Origin of the sequence: Bulleidia sp. zg-1013 (genome assembly GCF_019798045.1) — a bacterium.
Taxonomy (GTDB): Bacteria; Bacillota_I; Bacilli_A; order Erysipelotrichales; family Erysipelotrichaceae; genus Bulleidia.
Genome location: NZ_JAGXEX010000009.1, coordinates 19,054 through 40,392 on the forward strand (window position 1 = coordinate 19,054; position 21,339 = coordinate 40,392).

Below are 21,339 nucleotides of genomic sequence, written 5' to 3' on the forward strand. Positions count from 1 at the left end.
TATGCAACTAATTTGTTGGATATGGAGAGGGAAGTTATATGAAAGTGATTAAAAGAAGTGGAGAAGAAGTCTTATTCGATGCTAATAAAATAAAAAAAGCCGTTCAAAAAGCTAATCAGGCAACCGATGCTCGTTATCAAACAAGTGAAGAAACCGTTGAACAAGTTAGTCAAGAGGTGGTGAAAAAGTGTGAAGCTTTAAACCGTTCGGTATCCGTCGAAGAAATTCAAGATATGGTGGAAAATGCCTTAATGGAAGCGAAGGTTTATCAAGTGGCGCACAACTATATCACCTATCGTTATGAAAGAGCTTTGGTGCGTAAAGCCAATACGACGGATAAGAAAATTCTTTCGTTATTGGAAAGAAGTAATGAAGAAGCGAAACAAGAGAATTCCAATAAAAATCCAACTGTCAATAGTACGCAACGTGATTATATGGCTGGGGAAGTTTCCAAGGATATTACTAAGCGTTTTCTTTTACCACAAGAAATTTGGGAAGCACATGAAAAAGGCATTATTCATTTCCATGATTCCGATTATTTTGCGCAACCAATGTATAACTGTTGCTTGGTTAACCTAGAAGATATGTTACAAAACGGAACGGTTATTTCCGGAACTTTAATTGAAAAACCACATAGCTTTGCGACGGCTTGTAATATTGCGACACAGATTATTGCTCAAGTGGCTTCTAATCAATATGGTGGGCAAACGATTACCTTATCTCATTTAGCTCCTTTTGTGCAGATTTCTCGTAAGAAGCACCATGAAAGTGTCCGCAAGGAAATGGTGGAAGCCGGTGTGACTTGTAGTGAAGAAGAAATTGAAAAATTGGCGGAACTTCGCGTTCGTAAAGAAATCAAAACGGGTGTGCAAACCATTCAATACCAAATCATTACTTTAATGACAACCAATGGTCAAGCTCCATTTGTGACGGTATTTATGTACTTAGATGAAGTGGAAGCTGGTCAAACTCGTCAAGACTTAGCTCTCATCATTGAAGAAATGTTGAAACAACGTATGCAAGGGGTCAAGAATGAAAAAGGGGTTTGGATTACACCGGCTTTCCCTAAGCTTATCTATGCTTTGGATGAAGACAATGTTTATCCAAATTCTAAGTATTACTACTTAACAAAGTTGGCGGCTCAATGCACCGCAAAACGAATGGTTCCTGACTATATCTCAGCGAAGGTGATGAAACAACTTAAGGGTGATGTGTATCCATGTATGGGTTGCCGTAGTTTCTTAACACCAGACCGTTTCACGGATGCTGGTAAAGGTAATCTTGCGAAGGCGGAAAATTATCAGTATGAACATAAATACTATGGTCGTTTTAATCAAGGGGTTGTTACCGTTAACTTGGTGGATATTGCTTGTTCTTCTAGTCAAACGGAGGAAACATTTTGGAAGATTTTTGATGATCGACTAGAACTTTGTTATAAGGCTTTGATGATTCGTCATAATCGTTTGTTGAACACGCCGTCAGACGTTGCGCCAATTTTATGGCAATATGGTGCGATTGCTCGCTTGGAAAAGGGTGAAGTGATTGATAAGTTACTATTTGATGGTTATTCAACAATTTCACTTGGCTATGGTGGTTTAAATGAGTGTGTGAAGTATATGACCGGTGAAACCATTACTTCTGAAAGAGGTAAAGAATTTGGTTTACGTGTGATGCAACATTTGAATGATGCTTGTGCTAAATGGAAAGCAGAAACCAATATTGATTTCTCTGTTTATGGAACACCAATGGAAAGTACCACTTATAAATTTGCGAAATGCTTACAAGAGCGTTTTGGAATTATTGAAGGTGTAACGGATCATAATTACATCACAAATTCTTATCATGTGCATGTGCAAGAAGAAATCAATGCTTTTGATAAGTTGAGTTTAGAAGCGAATTTCCAAGCCTTATCTCCTGGGGGAGCAATTTCTTATGTGGAAGTCCCTAACTTACAAAATAATATTGATGCGGTATTGGCTTTGATGAGTCATATTTATGAAACCATTACTTATGCGGAATTGAATACGAAGTCAGACTATTGTCAAGAATGTGGTTATTCGGGAGAAATCAAGATTGTCGAAGATGAGGGAGGTAAGTTGGTTTGGCAATGTCCATGTTGTGGAAATCGCGATCAAAATAAGATGAATGTGGCTCGTCGTACTTGTGGTTATATTGGCACACAATTCTGGAACCAAGGTCGTACACAAGAAATCAAGGAACGTGTTTTACATTTATAATAAAGACGGTTGTTAAAACAATCGTTTTTTCTAAAAGGGGGGTGACCATGTATTACGGTAATATCAAAGAATATGACATTGCGGATGGACCGGGTATACGTGTTTCTATCTTTGTGTCAGGTTGCACCAATCGTTGTAAGGGTTGCTTTAATGTACAAACATGGAATTTTTGTTATGGAAAGCCATATACAGAAGAAACAAAAAATTATATTTTAGAAGCCATGAACAAACCGTATATTGAAGGATTAACTCTTTTAGGTGGTGAACCATTTGAACTGGAAAATCAAAAGGAACTTGTAAAGCTATTACGAGAAGCGAAGAAGCGTTATCCAGAGAAGAATTATTGGTCATATACGGGCTTTGTCTATGATCGGGATTTAGTAACTGGGGGAAGAAGATATGGTTATTGTACCGATGAAATGTTGGATTTATTGGATGTTCTAGTAGATGGTCCGTTTATGTGGCAAAAGAAAAATATTCAGTTGCAATTTCGTGGGTCAGAAAATCAGCGTTTAATTGATCTCAAGAAAACGAGAAAAAGTGGGAAAGTTGTGTTATTTGAGCCAAAATAAGAGCTTGTTAGTTGACACTAACTTTTAGGCTTGTTAATGTAGGATTATAAAGAAAATTAGGAGGAATAACAAATGGCAAAATTAGCAGTTGTTTATTACAGTGCTACGGGAAATTGTCAAATGATGGCGGAAGCTGTTGTGGCTGGAGCTCAAAGTGCTGGTGCTGAAGTTGAATTGATTGAAGCCGGTGATTTTACAGCCAGTGATGTGGCGAACTACGATGCAATCGCTTTTGGATGTTCAGCTTATGGTGCTGAAAACTTGGAAGAAGGTACTTTTGAACCAATGTTCCAAGAAGTAGAGGGTCAATTATCGGGTAAGACAATCGGCTTATTTGGTTCTTATGACTGGGGCGATGGCGGCTGGATGCGTGAATGGCAAGATCGCGTAGTCGCTGTTGGTGCTAATCTTGTTCAAGATGGTGTTATTGCTAATTTAACACCAGATGAAGCCGGGTTAGAAGCTTGTCGTCAATTAGGCGCTACTTTAGTAAAATAGGTGAGCAAGGATGGTGATAAATCATCCTTTTTTTTACAAAAAAATGATGGAAAATTGTTAGGACTGTCTAACTAGTATTCTCCATAATGAAATTATGAAAGATAAGGAAATTTACGTTGTTGGACATAAAAACCCCGATTGTGATTCGATTGTAGCGGCGATTGCCTATGCTCATTTAAAACAAAAATTAGGAATTAACGCTGTCGCAAGAGCACAAGGCTGTCCACCGGCTGAAACACAGTTTTTATTAAAGAAATATCATTTTGAAGCACCATCTTTATTGTTGAAAGGAAGTTGTACACTAGCAGAAATTGATAAAGATGAGGCTTTATGTATCTCCGCAGATACTGTTATTCATGATGCGCTAGAATATGTTTTAGCTAGAAAGAATAAAGGTTTATTTATCGTTGATGAAAAAGGTCAACTTGATGGAGTTGTTTCCATGTCTGACCTTAGCCGTGTTTGGTTAAAACCGGCGGATGAATTGGAACAATTGGTTTCTACCATTCGTTTGGATCATGTCCTTCATGTCTTAGAAGGTCATTATTTTCATCAAACAAAAGATTTTAAAACAAATGGAAAGGTCTTTGTACAACCGTCACTAAGCGATAATTCAAGGGAATTAAATGAAGCGATAGTGATTGTTCGTAATACACCAGAATCACAACGCTTTGCGATTGAAGCAGGTGTTTCTTTACTTATTGTTTGTGGTGAAAATTGGTTGGATGATGTTACTTTAGAATTGGCTAAGAAACATAATACTTCTGTTCTTCATTGTCATCGAACCGTCTTAGAAGTCAGTCGTTTGATTTATCAGGTTCCTTCCGTTTCAGCGATTGCTAAAAAAGAGGTGATGTGTTTTAAAGAAAATGAGGGTGTTGAAGAAGTTGGTAAGAAGATGGCAAAAACACGTTTCCGTACGTATCCGGTATTGGATAAGGATGGCAAGGTTGTGGCAGCTATTTCTCGTTATCACTTATTTAATTACCACAAGAAAGAATTGATTTTAGTCGATCATAACGAAAAGACACAAGCGGTGGATGATATTAACTTGGCGAGGGTCATTGAAATTGTGGATCATCATCGTATTGCCGGCTTTATTTCTCCCGAACCGATTCGCATTACCTGTCGTATTATTGGTAGTACAGCAACTATTATTTATTATTTTTATAAAGATGAACACATTAAGATTTCTAAAGATATGGCAGGTTTACTTTTGGGTGGTGTTATCAATGATACGATGTGCTTGAAGTCGCCAACAACTACGAAAGAGGATGAAGTGGCGGTTGAAGAGTTGGAAAGGATTGCCGGCATTAGTGCTTTAGAGTTATATCAGGAAATGATGAATGCGACTTCGGATTTAGTGGCGAAAGAAAATGTAGCGATTATGTACGATGATTTCAAGGAATTCCGCTTTGGTGATTTTAAAGTCGGAATTGGGCAACAACCATGTCGCACGATTGAAGAGTTTGAAGCGGTGAAAGAGCGTTTTGAGCCATATGTTAGTGACATCATGAGTCAACAGAAGTTTGATTTGATTTTATTCTTATTTACGGATCCTTTAGGTCTTGGCTCTTATATTATGGCGGTTGGACCAAAGAAAGAAGAAGCTTTAAAGGCTTTCCTGGAAAACCAAGATGGATGCTTCGCAACCGGTATTATTTCTCGTAAGAAACAAGTAGTGCCGATGATTTCAAAAGTATTGGAGTAGCACAAGTGAAAACTTGTGCTTTTTTATACAATTTTTCTCCCCTTTTTAGCCGGTTATGAAAAGAGTTGTAATGCTAACATGAAGGCACAAAGAATAAGTAGACCATAGTCATTAAAAGGAAGTGAATTTATGAAGTATTGTGAGGCGGGATTTAGACCCTTTGACCATCATTTTTGTACCATCCCGATGCAGGAGATTTATTTAGAGGGATTAAAAGATTACCCGAGTATCCAAGAAGCTGATTGTCTATTGAGCTATGGGTATATTGATCATACAGCCGGTTTTACTTTTGAAGTAATTTGCGCTGCTAAGCGTGGAAAAGATGGTTATGATTTCTTTGACAGCCATGAAGAACATCGTTTTTTCATTAGGGCTCAACGTATTCCGAATGAAGAAATTGAGATTGTTCAAGATAAGCAATTATTAAAGCGTTATCATAATAAAGTGGCAGTATTATCCGAATATAATGTGGCGGATGATATTGCTTGGACAAGAACGCAAGAATTATTAGATAAATACCGTGATATGTTCTTTGTGGATGATATATTTGTGTATTTTGCTCAAGAAGGAACACAGGTGGAGTGCGCATGGATTCGTATTGAAGGGGTAAATGGGGATACTTTTGTGGGGACTTTGTTATCAGAACCGGATCAAGACATTGGTATTCATAAGTTAAATCGGGTTACTTTCATTTCGCAAAAGTTAGAAGATAATAATTTGGTGTTCTTATACACAGGAAGAGGGTAGTTTTATGAAGTGTCAACAAATTGGTTTCCATCCTTTTAAAAATAAGCTTTGTGTTATACCGGTGGTCGATTGTATTCGTAGGCAATTGGAAGAAATGGTAGGCAGTGCTTTTAAAGTATGTCTTTTAGAAGATGTATCTTCCCTAGATTTAAAAAAAGGAGATGAAGTGTGATGTGACCCCCCAAAAAGTTAGACCAAAATCTAACGATAGGGAAGTCGGTACAAATACCCTCGTCTCAATTCGCCAGCAACTCATTTTTCGTGGGACGAAAAGGAGGACTTATGGAAGAACTAAAAAAGAAATTCCAAAGGAATTTCACGAAGTAGCACATAGATGGAAAAAGAAAGAAATCAGTATAAGGCAAGGAGCAAAAAATTTGGGAATTAGTCATACCTTGCCGGCAAAATGGCTAAAGGAAGAAAAGCATATATCAACAATAAAAGGATAAATATAACATCTTTTTCAAACAATTTTCACCATAAAGTGGCAATAAAGGTAGACTTTAATTTACAGGTAAAACACTTCTACAAAAGTTCTAAAATCCATGCCAAATCTGTTTTATTTATTGTACTATAAAATGGTTTAAAAAGTCTAATATTATTGACATTTAAAGTCTGTTTTGTTTGATCCGAAATTTTCTTATGTACTATTTTGGTTGACTTTAAAATTAAGGAGAAGAAAAATGAAGAAAAAAATGACTACATTGTTGCTAGCGATTATGATTATTTTGTCAAACTTTGTTCCTTACGTTGTTGTGGCAAAAGAAGCACATGAAACAATTTCAGATAGTGCGATTGTAAGTGAAGTTACTGATAACAATAATGGAAAAAGTAAACTAGGCATTACTTTTGAGAAAAAAGTTGCTGAGAAGTCTGTTAATCCCAAATTAAATAAGAATGGCACATTTGAAGCAAAAGAGGCAGGACAAGTTGACACTGATTTAAAGAGATATGGTCTTTTAGGGATAGCTAAATATTTTCATATATTTGCTAATAAAGCAAAACTAACGGCTGATACAGCCGGAAATCTTGCTGTTGGGGATTTGGATGCACAAAGTAACTTTGGAACTAGAATTAAAGAAGGAAAGCTAAATACAGATATTTCCTATATTCAAAATGCCGGTTATATTCAAAGCAGTTCTTTCGTAAGTTCAAATGGAAACAGAAAAAATAAGGCGGTTTTTGGAGAAAAAGTAAATTTAACCTTAGTAGATAATGGGAATAAAGTTGCCGCAAATGGAAATAAATTGGATCATTTGACAAAAGATGAAATTTATCAAGATAAAAATGGCAGTAAATATATAGATTTCGAAAAAGAGTTTCAATTATTAAAAGAAAGCTCAGACAAGTTAGCTTCTAATTTGCAAACTGATGGAGTAGAAAAAAATTTTAATGATGAAAATAACAGATATTTTGATGTTAGTAAAGTTAAATCTTCTAAATTAGGCACTGCTGTTTTAACAAAAACTGATGAAGATGGGAAACCTTTAGATAATGTTGAATTTGCATTATATAAAAAAGGTGAAAATAAACCTATTTCAAAACATAAAACATCAAATGGGAAAATTATTGTAAATAATTTAGAAAAAGGTGATTACTACTTTAAGGAAATATCTACTTTACAAGGATATATTCTCAATACAAACAATCATAATTTTTCCATTACTGATAAAAATATTGGTTCACCAAAAACTATATACCTAGATTTAACAAAAGAAGAATTGGAAAAAGACAGACCAATAACTATAAAAGGTATAAAGAAAAATGGTCCGAACATAGTTATAAATGTTGATACAAAAAATGCACAAACTATAAATATAGGTGCAGAAATCAAATTGCAATATACAGATGGGACAGATAGAAATAATCATGAAACAGAAGATTTTAGTGATGCGAAAGTTCTATGGAATTTTAAAAATAGAGCTATAAATCAAGTCATAAATATTAATAGAGCAAGATTTCAAGGCAGTATTTTAGCAGTCGGGAATACTATTAATGTAGGACAAAATGTTGATGGTTGTATAATTGCAGATACAGTAAATATTATAGGTGGGGAAAGTCATAGATGGGATTTTCAAGAAGAATATGAATCAGAAAAAGAAAATGTAGAATTAACTGTTGTGAATAAAAAACAACCTGAAGAAATTGAAAAGATTTCAATATCGGTAGAAAAGAAATGGGTGGGAAAAATCGGTGATTCCGTAACAGTACAGCTTAAAGCAGAAGGAAGTGAGACTATTTTGCAGGAATATGAGCTTAAAAAAAGTGAAGGTTGGAAACATACCTTTACAGGACTTAGAAAATATGCTGCAGATGGTTCACCTATTAAGTATAAGGTAGAAGAAAAAGATGTACCGCAAGGCTATACAGTTCATTACGAAACCGATCCGACAGGCACATTGATTATTAAGAATGTGCAAGACAAAATAAAAGTAAAAGTAACGAAAGCATGGGAAGATGTGGCAGGGGAGCATCCTACCATTAAGTTACAGCTTTTAAAGAATGGACAAAATGAAGGAAGTCCGATTGAACTGACAAACGGAACAACTACCCATACTTGGACAGACTTGGATAAAATGGATTCTCAAGGAAATGAGTATATCTATACTGTAAAGGAAGTAGGAGAAATGGCTAATTCCATTCAGCTTGAAGGAGATTGGTACAAGGTTACCTACGGAGGAAATATACAAAATGGATTAACTGTTACCAATAAAAAATTCCCATCGTGGACACCGATGATACCACCAACAAGAACTATCAAAGTTACTAAAGAGTGGAAAGATAGTTCAGGAAATAACTTAAGCGAAGCTCCGATAGAAAAGATTAAAGTGGAACTGTATAAAGATGGTAATCCTACAGGAAAGAAACTTGAGCTGACAAAGGACAATAACTGGAGTGGAGAGTTTAAGAATCTTGAAGTGGCAAATGGACTTGGAAGTACAGACTACTACAAATACACAGTCAAAGAAGTTGGAGAAGATGGAAATGCCATTAAATTTGATGGCAAGCAGTATAAGGTAGTCTATGGAGGGAGCATGAAAGACGGTTTCACCATCACTAACCAAAAGGAAAAACCATGGACACAGATGGAACCTCCAATCAGAGAGGTCAAGGTAACAAAGCTATGGAAAGACCATAAGGAAAACAACATTATAGCTCCAACAGATAAAATTACCGTGGAACTGTATAAAGACGGTAATCCTACAGGAAAGAAACTTGAGCTGACAAAGGACAATAACTGGAGTGGAGAGTTTAAGAATCTTGAAGTGGCAAATGGACTTGGAAGTACAGACTACTACAAATACACAGTCAAAGAAGTTGGAGAAGATGGAAATGCCATTAAATTTGATGGCAAGCAGTATAAGGTAGTCTATGGAGGAAGCATGAAAGACGGTTTCACCATCACTAACGAGAAAGAAGCTCCGCCAACACCACCAAACAAAACCGTACCAAAAACAGAAGATAGAACCAATCTGTTTCTATACGCTTGGTTGATGTTTGTTTCAGGAAGTTTACTTGTTCTGTTGGGTATTAGAAAAAGACAACAGCAATAAAGACTTTGAAGTGAAGCCCAAAAGTTAGACCAAGAATCGTTAATTTGAAATTTCGTAGGATTGATTGGAAAAACCTTTGAAATTTTGTAGGAAAACCCTTTGAAAAAACGTGGGGTTTTACCTAAAGTTAAGGAAATGATGGAGTGATTTATCATTTCCTTTTTATGTGATTACTTGATTTCTTAACCTTGTTAGTTAGTTTATCCGGTGAGTAGGATGTATACCCGTTATCTAAACTTAGTATCATAAGGGCATCTACCTCCGTGGTTTACTAAGCGTACATAGAAGGTGTGTACATCTTTATTATTCTTTTTAGATATTACCTCTTTACAGTATTCTACTTCATCATCTTTAAGAGCGATGATAGAACTAATTGAATCATTAATCATAAATAAAAAACCTCCTTTCAGAATAAGATTCAATCTCATTCTAAAAAGGAGTTTTATACAACTAGACCCTACAAAATTTCAAATTGCCAATATGTTTACCCACTATGATTATTTTTATTTACTTGACAACTTGCCGTTTTTTTGCGTTTAAAACTAGATATAAGTTAAGTAAAGCAAAAATCTGAAAGGGAGTCTAAAATTATGGATAAGTTTTGAAAAATATTTTAGAAAAAGAGAAAGGCAAGCTTTATTAAAAGCCAAACAGATTGAAAGATTGATATGCAAAATTTATAAGATATGATTTTGAATAAGAGGGCAATAATTGCTATGAAAAGTTTGAGGAACTTGCAACAAAAATAGTCAATGTGTTTTTATCGCAAAAATTTTCGCCTATAAAAGAAACACAAAGAAAGGCTAATATCAAGGTAAAGGATAGAAATTTATTTTATTAGTACTTTGAAGCAACAAAAGAAGAAACTAAAGAAAAACGAAAAATTAATGAGAGAAAAGATAGTTATAAAAAAGTAAGGTCAGCTTGACAAATATTGAATAGAAATTTATTATTAAATATAAATTCAGTATTGAAATAGGAAGAGGTGTGCTATGGCACAGGTATTAAAAGAAGAAGTTAGAAATAGAATACTCGATGCAGCAGAAAAAGTGTTTTATGAAAAAGACTATAGAGGTGCCAAATTAACAGAAATTGCAAAAGAAGCAGATATTCCTGTGGCACTAATTTATACCTATTTCAAAAATAAGGAAGTTTTGTTTGATGCAGTAGTAAGTTCTGTTTATATAAATTTTGAATCGGCTTTTAATGATGAAGAGTCATTAGAAAAAGGCACTGCGTCCGAAAGATTTGATGAAGTGGGCGAGAACTATATCCATGAACTTTTAAAAGAGCGTAAGAAGTTAATTATTTTAATGGATAAAAGCTCAGGTACAAAGCATACAGAAGCAAAACAAAAACTTATTTCACAAATGCAGGTTCATATTGAAGTGAGCTTGAAAAGACAATCGAAAGAGGAATATGATCTGATGCTTGCCCATATTTTAGCCAATAACTTTACAGAGGGACTTCTTGAAATAGCAAGACACTATCAAAGTGAAAAGTGGGCAAAAGATATGCTAAAACTTATTGCAAGGTGTTATTACAAGGGAGTGGAATCCCTGTAATATACATGCTATTGAAAAATGCTGAAATTACAAAAATATATGTATTATCAAAAGGAGAAACAATGTATAAAAAAATAATCAATAATACATCAAAGGGATTTTCACAAAAAATATTTGGAAAAAACCATATTGAAAAGATAGCTCTGATTGAGGATGGATTTGTTGTTTTTATGGGTAAAGGTGAGGATATCAAATTATATTTTGGAGATATTAAAGCAGTAAAATCAAATTTTTATTTAGATAAAATTACACCTTATCGTGTAATAACAATATTAACGAGCAATCAAAAGGAATATAGTTTACAAATTTCTCCGAGTAGAGAGGAGATAGATTCTGTGCCTAAGCATTATGCAAATTATCAGTTGGGAGGGGATATTCCGGAAGATATAAATGCTGTCGATGTTGTTTTACAGTATGGATTAAATGATTATAAAATTCAATTGAAAAATGGAAATTTAATTGAAACAAAACGGGGACAGGACAGTTTATATCCATTAAATACAATAGAGTATTATCGGATAGACAAACCGTCAAACACAATAAATATTAAGTTTAAAGAGAAAAAAACATTTATTACTTTAAGTGCGATACAAGTGACGAATGTTTGGTTGGTCATTCAAATTTTGGAAAAAATTGCAAAAAACAAAATTGGATGATATAGGGATTCGTTTCTATATTATGTATATACAAGGAGGAAGAAAATTATGTCATAAATTGCAAATTTTTATTTGGTGAAAGACGGACAGAAAAAGGAATTATTTGACGTGGCTGTTCCGGTGAAATTTATATGGCTATTTGGGATTATTTCGAAGGAGAGCTGGATATAGACGGTCGCTTTGATGCACCGGAGACGGAAGATGTTCTTGACTGCGTTAAATTTGACAGTGAAACGGCAGAAGAGTTGCTTACTGCGTTTGATTGGCAAAATCTAAATGAATTGGCTGATGAGGTTGCTTCTGACTGGGATTTGCCTGCTCAGGAGGTGTTGAAAGGCTTTGAAACAATTCTTTCTCATTTGAAACAGGTGAGCGGCAATGGTTTTTTGCTGTATGAAATGGTCTGATTGTTGATAGTCTTAAGATAAAGGCGAATATGTCGGAAAATCTGTTAGGAATATGACTTTGCTTAATCGGCAAAGTCTTACTTTAAACTCTAATACTGAATTAAAATTCAATATTATTCAATTTTGAAAGGAGCGTTGTTCATGCCGGAAAAAGAATTAAGAAAAAAAGTGATTGGGAAAAACGGATTATCCAATTCACTTCTTGCTTTAAAAATAGTATTTGATTTGATACCACAAATCTTACTTGTATATTTGATTAGTTCCTTAATTACAAACAATATTAGCGAAGATAATTTGAAATATATTTTCTTAGGAATCTTTATATCGTTTGTATTAAAAGGAGTATTTTATTATTTACAGGCAAAGGTTGCTCATGAGAAAGCCTATGAAAAATTGACAGAACTTAGGTTAGATATTATCAATCATCTGAAAAAACTAAGTTTGGGATTCTTTAAAGAACATAATACAGGAGAGCTTACGAACATTGTTCAGCATGATGTGGAACAAGTGGAAGTATACCTTGCTCATGGTCTTCCTGAAATAATGTCAGTTACACTTCTGCCTACCATTATTTTTGTAGCTATGATTTTTGTGGATTGGCGTCTTGCTCTTGGAATGATTGCCGGAGTTCCACTCATGTATTTGGTAAAAGTTCTTTCACAGAAAACAATGGATAAAAACTTTTCGATTTACTTTAATCATGAAAATAAGATGAGAGAAGAACTGATGGAATATGTAAAAAATATTTCTGTTGTTAAAGCTTTTGCGAAAGAAGAGGAGATTAGCGAAAGAACATTAAAAACGGCAAGGGAATATATTTACTGGGTTAAAAAGAGCATGGGAGCAATCACAATTCCAATGGGACTCATTGACATATTTATGGAAATTGGAGTGGTAATTGTCATGATTTTGGGAAGTATCTTTCTTTATTATGGGAATATTACAACTCCTAATTTTATTCTTGCAATAATTTTATCATCTGCTTTTACTGCATCTATAAGTAAGACAGCTACATTGCAACATTTTTCTATTGTGTTTAAGGAAGCGTTAAAGGCGATAGGAAAAGTATTAACAGTTCCACTTCCAAAGAAAAAGACAGAACAAGGTTTAGAATTTGGAAACATAGAATTTAAAGATGTGAATTTTGCATACGGAAAAGATAGCTTTGAGCTTAAAAATATCCATTTGACTTTTAAGAAAAATAGCTTGAATGCCTTTGTCGGAGCAAGCGGTTGTGGGAAAAGTACCGTATCTAACTTGCTTATGGGATTTTGGGATGCAGACGAAGGACAGATATTGATAAATGGAAAAGACATAAAAGAATATAGTCAAGAAAATATTTCAATGTTGATTGGTAGTGTGCAACAAGAGGTTATCCTTTTTGATTTAAGCATTTTTGAAAATATAGCCATCGGTAAAGTCGGTTCAACCAAAGAAGAAGTGATAGAAGCTGCAAAGAAAGCAAGGTGTCATGATTTTATTTCTGCTTTACCAAATGGATATGAAACACGAGTAGGTGAAATGGGAGTCAAGTTATCCGGTGGAGAAAAACAAAGAATCTCCATAGCAAGAATGATACTGAAAAATGCACCGATTTTAATATTAGATGAAGCAATGGCAGCTGTTGATAGTGAAAATGAAAGACTAATCGGCGAAGCGATTGATGATTTAAGTAAGGATAAAACTATCATTACAATTGCCCATCATCTAAATACGATTAGAGATTCAGACCAAATTATAGTTATGGACAAGGGTGTTGTTCTTGATACAGGAAGCCATGAAGAGCTGATGAAAAGATGTGAGTTCTATAAGGATATGGTGGAAGCACAGAACAAGGTAGATAGATGGAATTTGAAAGAGGTGGTAACAGAAAATGTTTAGAGAAATGTTAAAACTGCTTACAAAAACCGGCAAGAGAGATTTGATTATATCAAGTGTATTCTTTGCCCTTTATGGATTAAGCTCCATAACTATGATTGTTATCGTATTTTCTATACTTTTCCAAATCTTTGATGGAACGAGCTTAGCAAGCCTATATAAATATTTTATTGCGATTGCACTCCTTGTTGTATTCAAAGGCATTTGTAACATGGTTGCAGATATGAAAAAGCATAGTGCTGGTTTTGATATTGTTCAGCAAATAAGAGAACGCATGATTATCAAATTAAAGAAATTCAGTTTGGGATTTTATACCAATGAACGACTTGGGGAAATAAATACAATTTTACACAAAGATGTTGATAATATGTCCCTTGTTGTAGGACATATGTGGTCAAGAATGTTTGGTGATTTTTTGATAGGTGCAGTCGTATTTATCGGTCTTGCAAGTATTGATTTAAAACTTTCTATTATTATGGCAGTATCCGTTCCGATTGCACTTATCTTTCTATATCTGACAATTAAGCAATCTGAAAGAATAGAGAATCGGAACAACTCAGCACTTCTTGATATGGTTAGCTTATTTGTTGAATATGTTAGAGGAATACCTGTATTAAAGAGTTTTTCAAACAATAAGAGCTTGGATAATGAGCTTATGAATAAGACAAAAAAGTTTGGAGAAACAAGCAAAGCAGCTTCAAGATTCAAGGCAAAACAATTATCTATATTTGGTTTTTTACTGGATATTGGATATTTAGTTCTTTTAATTGCAGGAGCAATACTTGTTACAAAGGGAAGTCTTGATGTACTTCATTTTATTATCTTTGCAGTAATTTCAAAAGAGTTTTATAAGCCGTTCGCTTCTATGGAACAACACTATATGTACTATGTTTCGGCAGTTGATAGTTACGAAAGACTTTCAAGAATTTTATATGCAGATGTAATATCGGACAAAGTGGACGGTATTGTTCCGAAAGATAATGATATAGCTTTTGAAAACATTGCCTTTTCCTATGAAAAAGATGAATTTAAAATGGAAAATTTAAGCTTTTCTATTGCTGAAAAAACAATGACAGCTTTAGTTGGAGAATCTGGTTCTGGAAAGACTACTATAACCAACTTACTTCTAAGATTCTATGATGTGCATAAAGGAAAAATTACACTCGGGGGAATTGATATAAGGGATATTCCTTATGATGAGCTTTTAGACCGTATAAGCATTGTCATGCAGAATGTGGAGCTGTTTGATAACACGATTGAAGAAAATATCAGAGTAGGTAAAAAAGGAGCTACAAAAGAGGAAATCATTAAAGCTGCAAAGAAGGCAAGGATACATGATTTCATTATGAGTTTACCAAAAGGTTATGAAACTGATATTGGCGAAAATGGTGGGCTTCTTTCAGGTGGACAAAGACAAAGAATATCTATTGCAAGAGCTTTTCTAAAAGATGCACCGATTTTAATTCTTGATGAAATGACAAGTAATGTTGATCCTGTAAATGAATCTTTGATACAAGATGCCATTACAGAACTTGCAAAGAATAGAACTGTACTTGTAGTGGCTCATCATTTAAAAACAATTCAAAAAGCTGACCAAATTCTCGTATTCCAAAAAGGAAATTTACTTGAAAAAGGAAAGCATGGCGAACTTCTTGCAAAAGATGGATACTATACAAAATTATGGAAAGCTCAGTATGAGGTGTAACCATGATTTTGTTAAAAGATGTTTCTTATGAATGGGAAGATGGGCGAACTGCTTTAAAAAATATCAATCTTGAAATTAAAAAAGGTGAATTTGTTTTAATTTCAGGAAAAAGTGGAAGTGGTAAAAGCACTCTTGGAAGTGTAATGAATGGTCTTATTCCACATTATTACAAAGGCAAAATGCAAGGGGAAGCCTTTGCGTCCGGAAAAGATATAAGCAAACTATTACTTCATGAAGTAGGACATATTGTAGGGACTGTATTTCAAGATCCAAGAAGTCAGTTTTTCACGACAACGACAGATGAAGAAATAGCTTTTGGGCTTCAAACCATCTGCAAATCAAGAGATGAAATCAAACAGAGAGTAGAAGAAGTATATGTGGAATTGGATATTGAGGAACTGAAAGGAAAATCCGTTTTTGAATTATCAAGCGGACAGAAACAAAAGATAGCTATTGCAAGTATCTATGCAATGAATCCGAAAGTTTTAATTTTAGATGAGCCTTCAGCAAATTTGGATATGAAAGCAACATTTGACCTATTTTTAATTTTGGAGAAATTAAAGAAAAAAGGAACAACGGTTGTTCTAATTGAGCATCGTTTGTACTATGTAAAATCTTTATTTGACCGTTTTCTTTTGGTGAAAGATGGAGAAATTGCACAGGACTTGAGTTGGGAAGAAGTTATTTCTCTTAACCAAGAGTTTTGGGATGAGAATGGACTAAGAACTCTTAAATTAGAAGAATACAGGATAAGCGAGAAGAAAGATTCATATCAATTAAATGATGAAAGTATCAGCGGAAAAGACTTGAAATTTTGCTATTCGAATGTAGCTAAGGACGGAAAGAAGCAAAAACAGTACATTTTAAATCATCTCGATTTCAATATAGAGTGCGGAAAAGCCATTGGTCTTATCGGCTTAAATGGTACCGGGAAAACTACTTTTGCAAGGGTAATTTCAGGACTTGAGAAGATAAAAGAGGGAAAAATATGGGCGGAAAAAGATAAAGAGTTGAATCGTAAAGATTTAATGGATATGTCATATTTTGTCTTTCAAGATTCAGACTATCAGTTATTTTCGGAAAGTGTACTTGATGAAATGTTACTTGGTATTTCAAGTAAAGATAAAAAAGAAAATACCCAAAAGGCAAAGTCTATTTTGAATGTACTTGGCTTAGATAAATATATTGATAAGCATCCGTTTGCTTTATCGAGAGGAGAAAAACAAAGATTGACAATAGCTTGTGGAATGATGAAACAGGCAAAAGTTTTTATTTATGATGAACCAACATCAGGTTGTGATAAAGACTCAATGCTTTCAGTGGCAAAATTGATTGAAGAACAATTAAAAAATGGGACAACAGTTTTGGTGATAAGTCATGATTTTGAGTTTTTAGCAAACACAGTGAGCAAGCTCTGGGTAATGGGAGATGGAAAAATAGAAAAAGTTTTGAATATGAGTGAAAGTAATAAATTTCTCATATTAGACAAGATGAGAGGAGGTAGAGAGCTTGATAGATAGAAAAACAGTCGATCCGAGAATAAAACTTACTCTACTTCCAATTGTTGGATTCACGAGCTTTTTTATAAGCGACACAATTCTACTTTTTGGACTAATTGTCTTTGCCTTTTTTCTGTATGTATATAGCAGTATGTGGAAAAGAGCATTACGCTTTATTTTGTTTTTTGCGCTTTTATACGGCATAGAGTTAGGGCTTGGAAAGTTTTGTGAAGCAAGCATCGTATTCGCAATATATATGTTTATTTACTTTGCGTCAAGAATGACCTTAATTGCTATGTTTGGTGGATATATAACAAAGACTACAAGTGTAAGTGAAATGCTGGAAGCATTAAATAGAATGAAAGTACCAAGAAGCATTGGTATACCTTTTAGTGTTTTGCTTAGGTTTGTACCAACTATAAAAATAGAATTTAAGGCATTAAAAGAGAATATGAAGATTCGAGGAATCGTAACAAGCAGATTTTTCCCGTTGCTACATCCAATTAAATATATGGAATATACACTTGTTCCGCTTTTAATGAGAATGATTAAGATTTCAGATGAACTGTCAGCTTCAGCACTCATTAGAGGACTTGATAGTGATGAAAACAGAGTTACATTAACAGAATTGCGGTTTAGATGGGCAGATTTATTGATTGGACTATTAGGAGCTTTGATGATTGCTCTTGTGATAGTAATACAGAAAATTTATTAGGAGGACTTTTATGAAAAACAAATTAAATGGTCGTGATTTTATTACAATCGGAATCTTTAATGCAATTGGAATTGTCATATACATGGCAGCCAGTTTTGCTATGGCAACAACAGTTATAGGAGGATTTATTGCTTCAGGAGTTAGCTTTATGATAGCTGCCACTGTTTATATTCTTATGGCTGTAAAAGTTAAAAAGAAGGGCGTATTTACAATATCAGGAACGCTTCTTGGTTTAATTGCATTGTCGGGAGGACATCTGCCTCATGCAGTCTTTGCTGTAATCGGTGGAATTATATGTGATTTGATTATAGGAAATTATGAGAGCAAGGGACGAATGATTATTGGATATGGATCATTTGCATTAGCAGATTTTTTAGGAACAGTAATTCCTGTGATTTTATTCGGAACAGCTTCTTTTGTGGAAAGAGCATCAAAATGGAAAATGAGTGAAGCACAAATAAATGAAGCATTATCTTATTTCAAAGTTTCATGGGCAGTAGGATTTGGCTTGATAACTTTTGTTCTTGCCTGCATAGGAGCATTTGTTGCAACAAGGATACTCAAAAAACATTTTGAAAAAGCAGGAGTGATTTAATCAATCTTTATTAGTGATGGAAAAATGGATTAAATAATGGAGGTAATTGCTATGTATTATTTAGGGTCTGTTATTCATGTAGAAAAAAACAATAGACCTTTTTGATACCGGTAATTATCATGAAAAGTTAAATTTAAAATATAGGGAAAGAGCAAGTTTCTTTCATTTTAGAGGACTTATTATGCCTATGTGCAGAAGTCCTTTTTTGCCTTAAAACGCAGACAAAAAAGAAATGGAGGAAGCATATATGCCAAAAGAATATTACCTTTAACTGAAGTATCTGAAGATGATCTTCTTAATATGGTAGAGAAAAAGGAAAATCTAAAAGAAGAAGTCAAAAAAATAGAAGAAACTGTACCGAAAAGTGAAGTAAAAAAAGAAGAGCCGAATAAAGGAAGAAAGCAAAGGCAGAGGTGCTTATATTTTTTTTAGGAATCATCGTTCTTGCAGTAATTGGAGCGGGATATTACTTTAAAATTCACAAGAAAAAACAGGAAGATGACGATTATGATGATGAAGAAGATGAGGAATAAAATGTAGGTATAAATTACCAACCCACCTTGTTGCGGTTACACTTAAAAAATGATATAATGCAAGTGTAAACGCAACAAAAGGGTGGATGGTATGAATTATGAAGATAAAATTGAACAACATCTAAAACAATCAGGTGGAATTATTACAACAGCATACTGTAAGGAAAATAATATACCGACGATATATCTCAGTCGACTATCGAAAGATGGGAGATTGTTGAAAATTAAAAAAGGAATTTATATGACAAAAGATGGAGATTATGATGAGTATTATTTCTTTCAATATCAGTATAAAAAGGCGATATTTTCTTATGAAACCGCTCTTTATCTGCTTGGACAAACAGATAAAATTCCTTGGAATATCGATGTAACCGTTTATAACGGATATAAATTTAATGAAAAACCGAATGGTTTCAATATTCATTATGTAAAAAAATCAATTTATGACTTAGGTGTAATCCAAAAACCTACAATGTTTGGAAATAAAGTTAAGGTATATTCATATGAGAGGACACTCTGTGATTTTATTGCTCATAAAGAAGAAATGGATATAGAGGTCTATGTAAAACTTATTCGTTCGTATTCCTCTTATGAAGAAAGAGATGTTCATTCCCTTTATGATATTGCAATGAAAATGGGAATTGAAAATAAAGTGAGAGAAGTTATGGAGGTGGTTTATGAATAAAGCAAAATTAACGGCTCTTTGCCATAAAGTCAGCAAAAAAGTCGGTCTTTCGTTTAATTCTGTTATGCTGTATTATTTCTTGGAGAGTATATTGAAAAAATTAGCAGGAAGCAAATATAGTGAACGATTTATTTTTAAGGGCGGCTTTTTGTTATCAAGTGTAGTTGGAATTGATTCAAGAAGTACTGTAGATATAGACTTTCTTTTGAGAAACATGCAGTTATCAGAAGAAAATATTGTTCAAATGCTGAACGAAACTTTAAAACCGGAAGAATCCGACGATATATTTTATGAATTGCAAAGTATTGTGCCAATCAAAGAAGAAGATCAATATGGAGGGTTTCGTGCAAATATCTTATGTAAAATGGAAAATATAAGACAGATTGTACCACTTGACATTGCAACAGGAGATGTTATTACACCTCATCCGATAGATTATAAGTATGTAAGCTCTTTTGGAGAGGAAGAAATAATAATCAAGGCTTATCCGATAGAAACTATGCTTGCAGAAAAAATACAGACCATTTATGCAAGAGGATTTTTAAATAGTAGAAGTAAGGATTATTACGATCTTTATATTATTTATAAATTAAAGGACAAAGATGTAAATGCAGAGATATTAAGGGAAGCTTGTAGAAAAACTTTTCAGTATAGAAAAACAGAATTTGACATAGGTAAAATTATTGATTTGCTTGAAAACTTGAAAACAAATGAAGCTTTTTTGAAAAGATGGCAAGCCTATTCAAGAAAAAATATATATGCCAAGGATATAACCTTTGAAGAAGTATTGGATAATGGAATAAAAATGGTGAAAAAAATAAAGAATGAAGATTAGCATATAACCGTTTTTCAATGAAAAGAAGGCGTCAAATATTTTTATGTAAGTTATTCCAAAACAGGAAAACGGATTAAATAATGGAGATAATTGCTATGCATTATTTAGGGTCTGTTATTCATATAGAAAAAACAATAGACCTTTTTGATACCGGTAATTATCATAAAAAATCAAATTTAAAATATAGGGAAAGAGCAAGTTTCTTTCATTTCAGAGGACTTATTATGCCTATGTGCAGAAGTCCTTTTTTGAGCCTTTGATAGATAAAAATTCAAAATACAAGAGTAAGATTATATAGAAACAGGGATAGTGGGAAAACAAAAAAGAAAAATCAGCTTGCTTTGTAACTGCCTAAAAATTGACTACTATAAAATATAGTGATATAATTTATAGTAGTTTTTAGTTTAGGGGAATAATAATATGTCAACAATAGATTTAATCGTTTTAGGAATGATTAAGGAAAAAGAACAAAGTGCTTATGACTTACAAAAAATGTTGAGTACAGAAATATTTCTAAATGGGTTAAAGTCAGCACTCCGTCAATTTATAAAAAAGTAATTCAGTTGGAAGAAAAGGGCTATATAAAAGGCAATTTATCAAGAGATGGAAATATGCCTGAGAAGTTGATTTATCACATTACGGAAGGTGGAGATAAATATTTTTAAGAATTAATGAAGAAAATATCTGCTCAAATGGTCAATGTATTTTTAGATTTTAATGCAGTTATTATCAATATGACAATGTTATCAAAAAATGAAAGTAAAGAGATTATAGATAATATTGAAACAGAGATTGAGAAGTACAAAAATGCAGTAAGGAAGTTAGAGATGGAAAGAGAAGATATTCCTGTTTGCGCCAAATCTATCTTAAATCAACAAGCATTGCTATCAGAAGCATTAAACGATTGGATAAGTGATTTTAGAAAACTGTATTTTGAGGAGTAATTT

General features: G+C 33.6%; 23 protein-coding genes. 22 read left to right on the forward strand and 1 reads right to left on the reverse strand.

Going from position 1 to position 21,339, the window contains the following annotated elements; translation table 11 throughout:
- Window positions 1-38: 38 nt before the first annotated feature.
- The 8 genes from nrdD (at window position 39) to K7I92_RS06370 (ending at window position 9,319) form a co-directional block, all read left to right on the forward strand.
- Complete coding sequence (nrdD, locus tag K7I92_RS06335) at window positions 39-2,237, forward strand: anaerobic ribonucleoside-triphosphate reductase (protein WP_220282477.1); 2,199 nt, start codon at window positions 39-41, stop codon at window positions 2,235-2,237.
- Between the two features lie 47 nt (window positions 2,238-2,284).
- Complete coding sequence (gene nrdG, locus K7I92_RS06340) at window positions 2,285-2,809, forward strand: anaerobic ribonucleoside-triphosphate reductase activating protein (RefSeq protein WP_203245350.1); 525 nt, start codon at window positions 2,285-2,287, stop codon at window positions 2,807-2,809.
- A 72-nt stretch (window positions 2,810-2,881) separates the two neighbouring features.
- Window positions 2,882-3,307: a flavodoxin gene (locus K7I92_RS06345; protein ID WP_203245351.1), complete on the forward strand. Its 426-nt coding sequence runs from the start codon at window positions 2,882-2,884 to the stop codon at window positions 3,305-3,307.
- Between the two features lie 94 nt (window positions 3,308-3,401).
- A complete protein-coding gene (locus K7I92_RS06350; protein ID WP_220282478.1) occupies window positions 3,402-5,018 on the forward strand; it encodes a putative manganese-dependent inorganic diphosphatase in 1,617 nt (538 codons plus the stop codon).
- 129 nt (window positions 5,019-5,147) lie between these two features.
- Window positions 5,148-5,765: a hypothetical protein gene (locus tag K7I92_RS06355; protein ID WP_203245353.1), complete on the forward strand. Its 618-nt coding sequence runs from the start codon at window positions 5,148-5,150 to the stop codon at window positions 5,763-5,765.
- 4 nt (window positions 5,766-5,769) lie between these two features.
- Window positions 5,770-5,937: a hypothetical protein gene (locus K7I92_RS06360; protein WP_203245354.1), complete on the forward strand. Its 168-nt coding sequence runs from the start codon at window positions 5,770-5,772 to the stop codon at window positions 5,935-5,937.
- Entirely contained in the window at window positions 5,927-6,214 is a 288-nt protein-coding gene (locus K7I92_RS06365; protein WP_220282479.1) for a hypothetical protein, read from the forward strand. Before K7I92_RS06360 ends, K7I92_RS06365 begins: the two co-directional genes overlap by 11 nt.
- Window positions 6,215-6,448: 234 nt before the next feature.
- Window positions 6,449-9,319 (forward strand): Cna B-type domain-containing protein, encoded by a 2,871-nt coding sequence (locus K7I92_RS06370; protein ID WP_220282480.1) that lies wholly within the window; start codon window positions 6,449-6,451, stop codon window positions 9,317-9,319.
- A 227-nt stretch (window positions 9,320-9,546) separates the two neighbouring features.
- On the opposite strand, the gene K7I92_RS06375 is transcribed toward K7I92_RS06370, so the two are convergent.
- On the reverse strand, window positions 9,547-9,708 hold the full coding sequence (locus tag K7I92_RS06375; protein WP_203244948.1) for a hypothetical protein: 162 nt from the start codon (window positions 9,706-9,708) through the stop codon (window positions 9,547-9,549).
- Window positions 9,709-10,311: 603 nt separating this feature from the next.
- Between K7I92_RS06375 and K7I92_RS06380 the strand changes: the two genes are divergently transcribed.
- The 14 genes from K7I92_RS06380 (at window position 10,312) to K7I92_RS07530 (ending at window position 21,336) form a co-directional block, all read left to right on the forward strand.
- Window positions 10,312-10,884 (forward strand): TetR/AcrR family transcriptional regulator, encoded by a 573-nt coding sequence (locus K7I92_RS06380; RefSeq protein WP_220282481.1) that lies wholly within the window; start codon window positions 10,312-10,314, stop codon window positions 10,882-10,884.
- Between the two features lie 62 nt (window positions 10,885-10,946).
- Entirely contained in the window at window positions 10,947-11,540 is a 594-nt protein-coding gene (locus K7I92_RS06385; protein WP_220282482.1) for a hypothetical protein, read from the forward strand.
- Between the two features lie 131 nt (window positions 11,541-11,671).
- A complete protein-coding gene (locus tag K7I92_RS06390) occupies window positions 11,672-11,947 on the forward strand; it encodes a hypothetical protein (RefSeq protein WP_220282483.1) in 276 nt (91 codons plus the stop codon).
- 141 nt (window positions 11,948-12,088) lie between these two features.
- Complete coding sequence (locus tag K7I92_RS06395; RefSeq protein WP_220282484.1) at window positions 12,089-13,828, forward strand: ABC transporter ATP-binding protein; 1,740 nt, start codon at window positions 12,089-12,091, stop codon at window positions 13,826-13,828.
- A complete protein-coding gene (locus K7I92_RS06400) occupies window positions 13,821-15,530 on the forward strand; it encodes an ABC transporter ATP-binding protein (protein WP_220282485.1) in 1,710 nt (569 codons plus the stop codon). The genes K7I92_RS06395 and K7I92_RS06400 overlap by 8 nt, the downstream gene beginning before the upstream one ends.
- Window positions 15,531-15,532: 2 nt before the next feature.
- Complete coding sequence (locus K7I92_RS06405; RefSeq protein WP_220282486.1) at window positions 15,533-17,050, forward strand: ABC transporter ATP-binding protein; 1,518 nt, start codon at window positions 15,533-15,535, stop codon at window positions 17,048-17,050.
- Window positions 17,040-17,744: an energy-coupling factor transporter transmembrane component T gene (locus K7I92_RS06410; protein ID WP_222150678.1), complete on the forward strand. Its 705-nt coding sequence runs from the start codon at window positions 17,040-17,042 to the stop codon at window positions 17,742-17,744. Before K7I92_RS06405 ends, K7I92_RS06410 begins: the two co-directional genes overlap by 11 nt.
- A 10-nt stretch (window positions 17,745-17,754) precedes the next feature.
- Window positions 17,755-18,339 carry an MptD family putative ECF transporter S component gene (locus tag K7I92_RS06415; protein WP_220282487.1) on the forward strand — a complete coding sequence of 195 codons (585 nt, stop codon included), beginning with the start codon at window positions 17,755-17,757 and terminating at the stop codon, window positions 18,337-18,339.
- A gap of 189 nt (window positions 18,340-18,528) precedes the next feature.
- Window positions 18,529-18,771, forward strand: coding sequence for a hypothetical protein (locus tag K7I92_RS06420; RefSeq protein WP_220282488.1), 243 nt, complete (start codon window positions 18,529-18,531; stop codon window positions 18,769-18,771).
- A 192-nt stretch (window positions 18,772-18,963) separates the two neighbouring features.
- Window positions 18,964-19,557 carry a type IV toxin-antitoxin system AbiEi family antitoxin domain-containing protein gene (locus K7I92_RS06425; protein ID WP_203245363.1) on the forward strand — a complete coding sequence of 198 codons (594 nt, stop codon included), beginning with the start codon at window positions 18,964-18,966 and terminating at the stop codon, window positions 19,555-19,557.
- Entirely contained in the window at window positions 19,550-20,392 is an 843-nt protein-coding gene (locus tag K7I92_RS06430; protein WP_220282489.1) for a nucleotidyl transferase AbiEii/AbiGii toxin family protein, read from the forward strand. The genes K7I92_RS06425 and K7I92_RS06430 overlap by 8 nt, the downstream gene beginning before the upstream one ends.
- A 420-nt stretch (window positions 20,393-20,812) precedes the next feature.
- The gene (locus tag K7I92_RS07520) at window positions 20,813-20,950 is read left to right on the forward strand and encodes a hypothetical protein (protein ID WP_220282490.1); all 138 of its coding nucleotides are present in this window, start codon (window positions 20,813-20,815) and stop codon (window positions 20,948-20,950) included.
- Complete coding sequence (locus tag K7I92_RS07525; RefSeq protein WP_370627454.1) at window positions 20,935-21,057, forward strand: hypothetical protein; 123 nt, start codon at window positions 20,935-20,937, stop codon at window positions 21,055-21,057. The genes K7I92_RS07520 and K7I92_RS07525 overlap by 16 nt, the downstream gene beginning before the upstream one ends.
- 6 nt (window positions 21,058-21,063) lie before the next feature.
- Window positions 21,064-21,336, forward strand: coding sequence for a hypothetical protein (locus tag K7I92_RS07530; RefSeq protein ID WP_220282491.1), 273 nt, complete (start codon window positions 21,064-21,066; stop codon window positions 21,334-21,336).
- The last annotated feature ends 3 nt before the right edge of the window (window positions 21,337-21,339 follow it).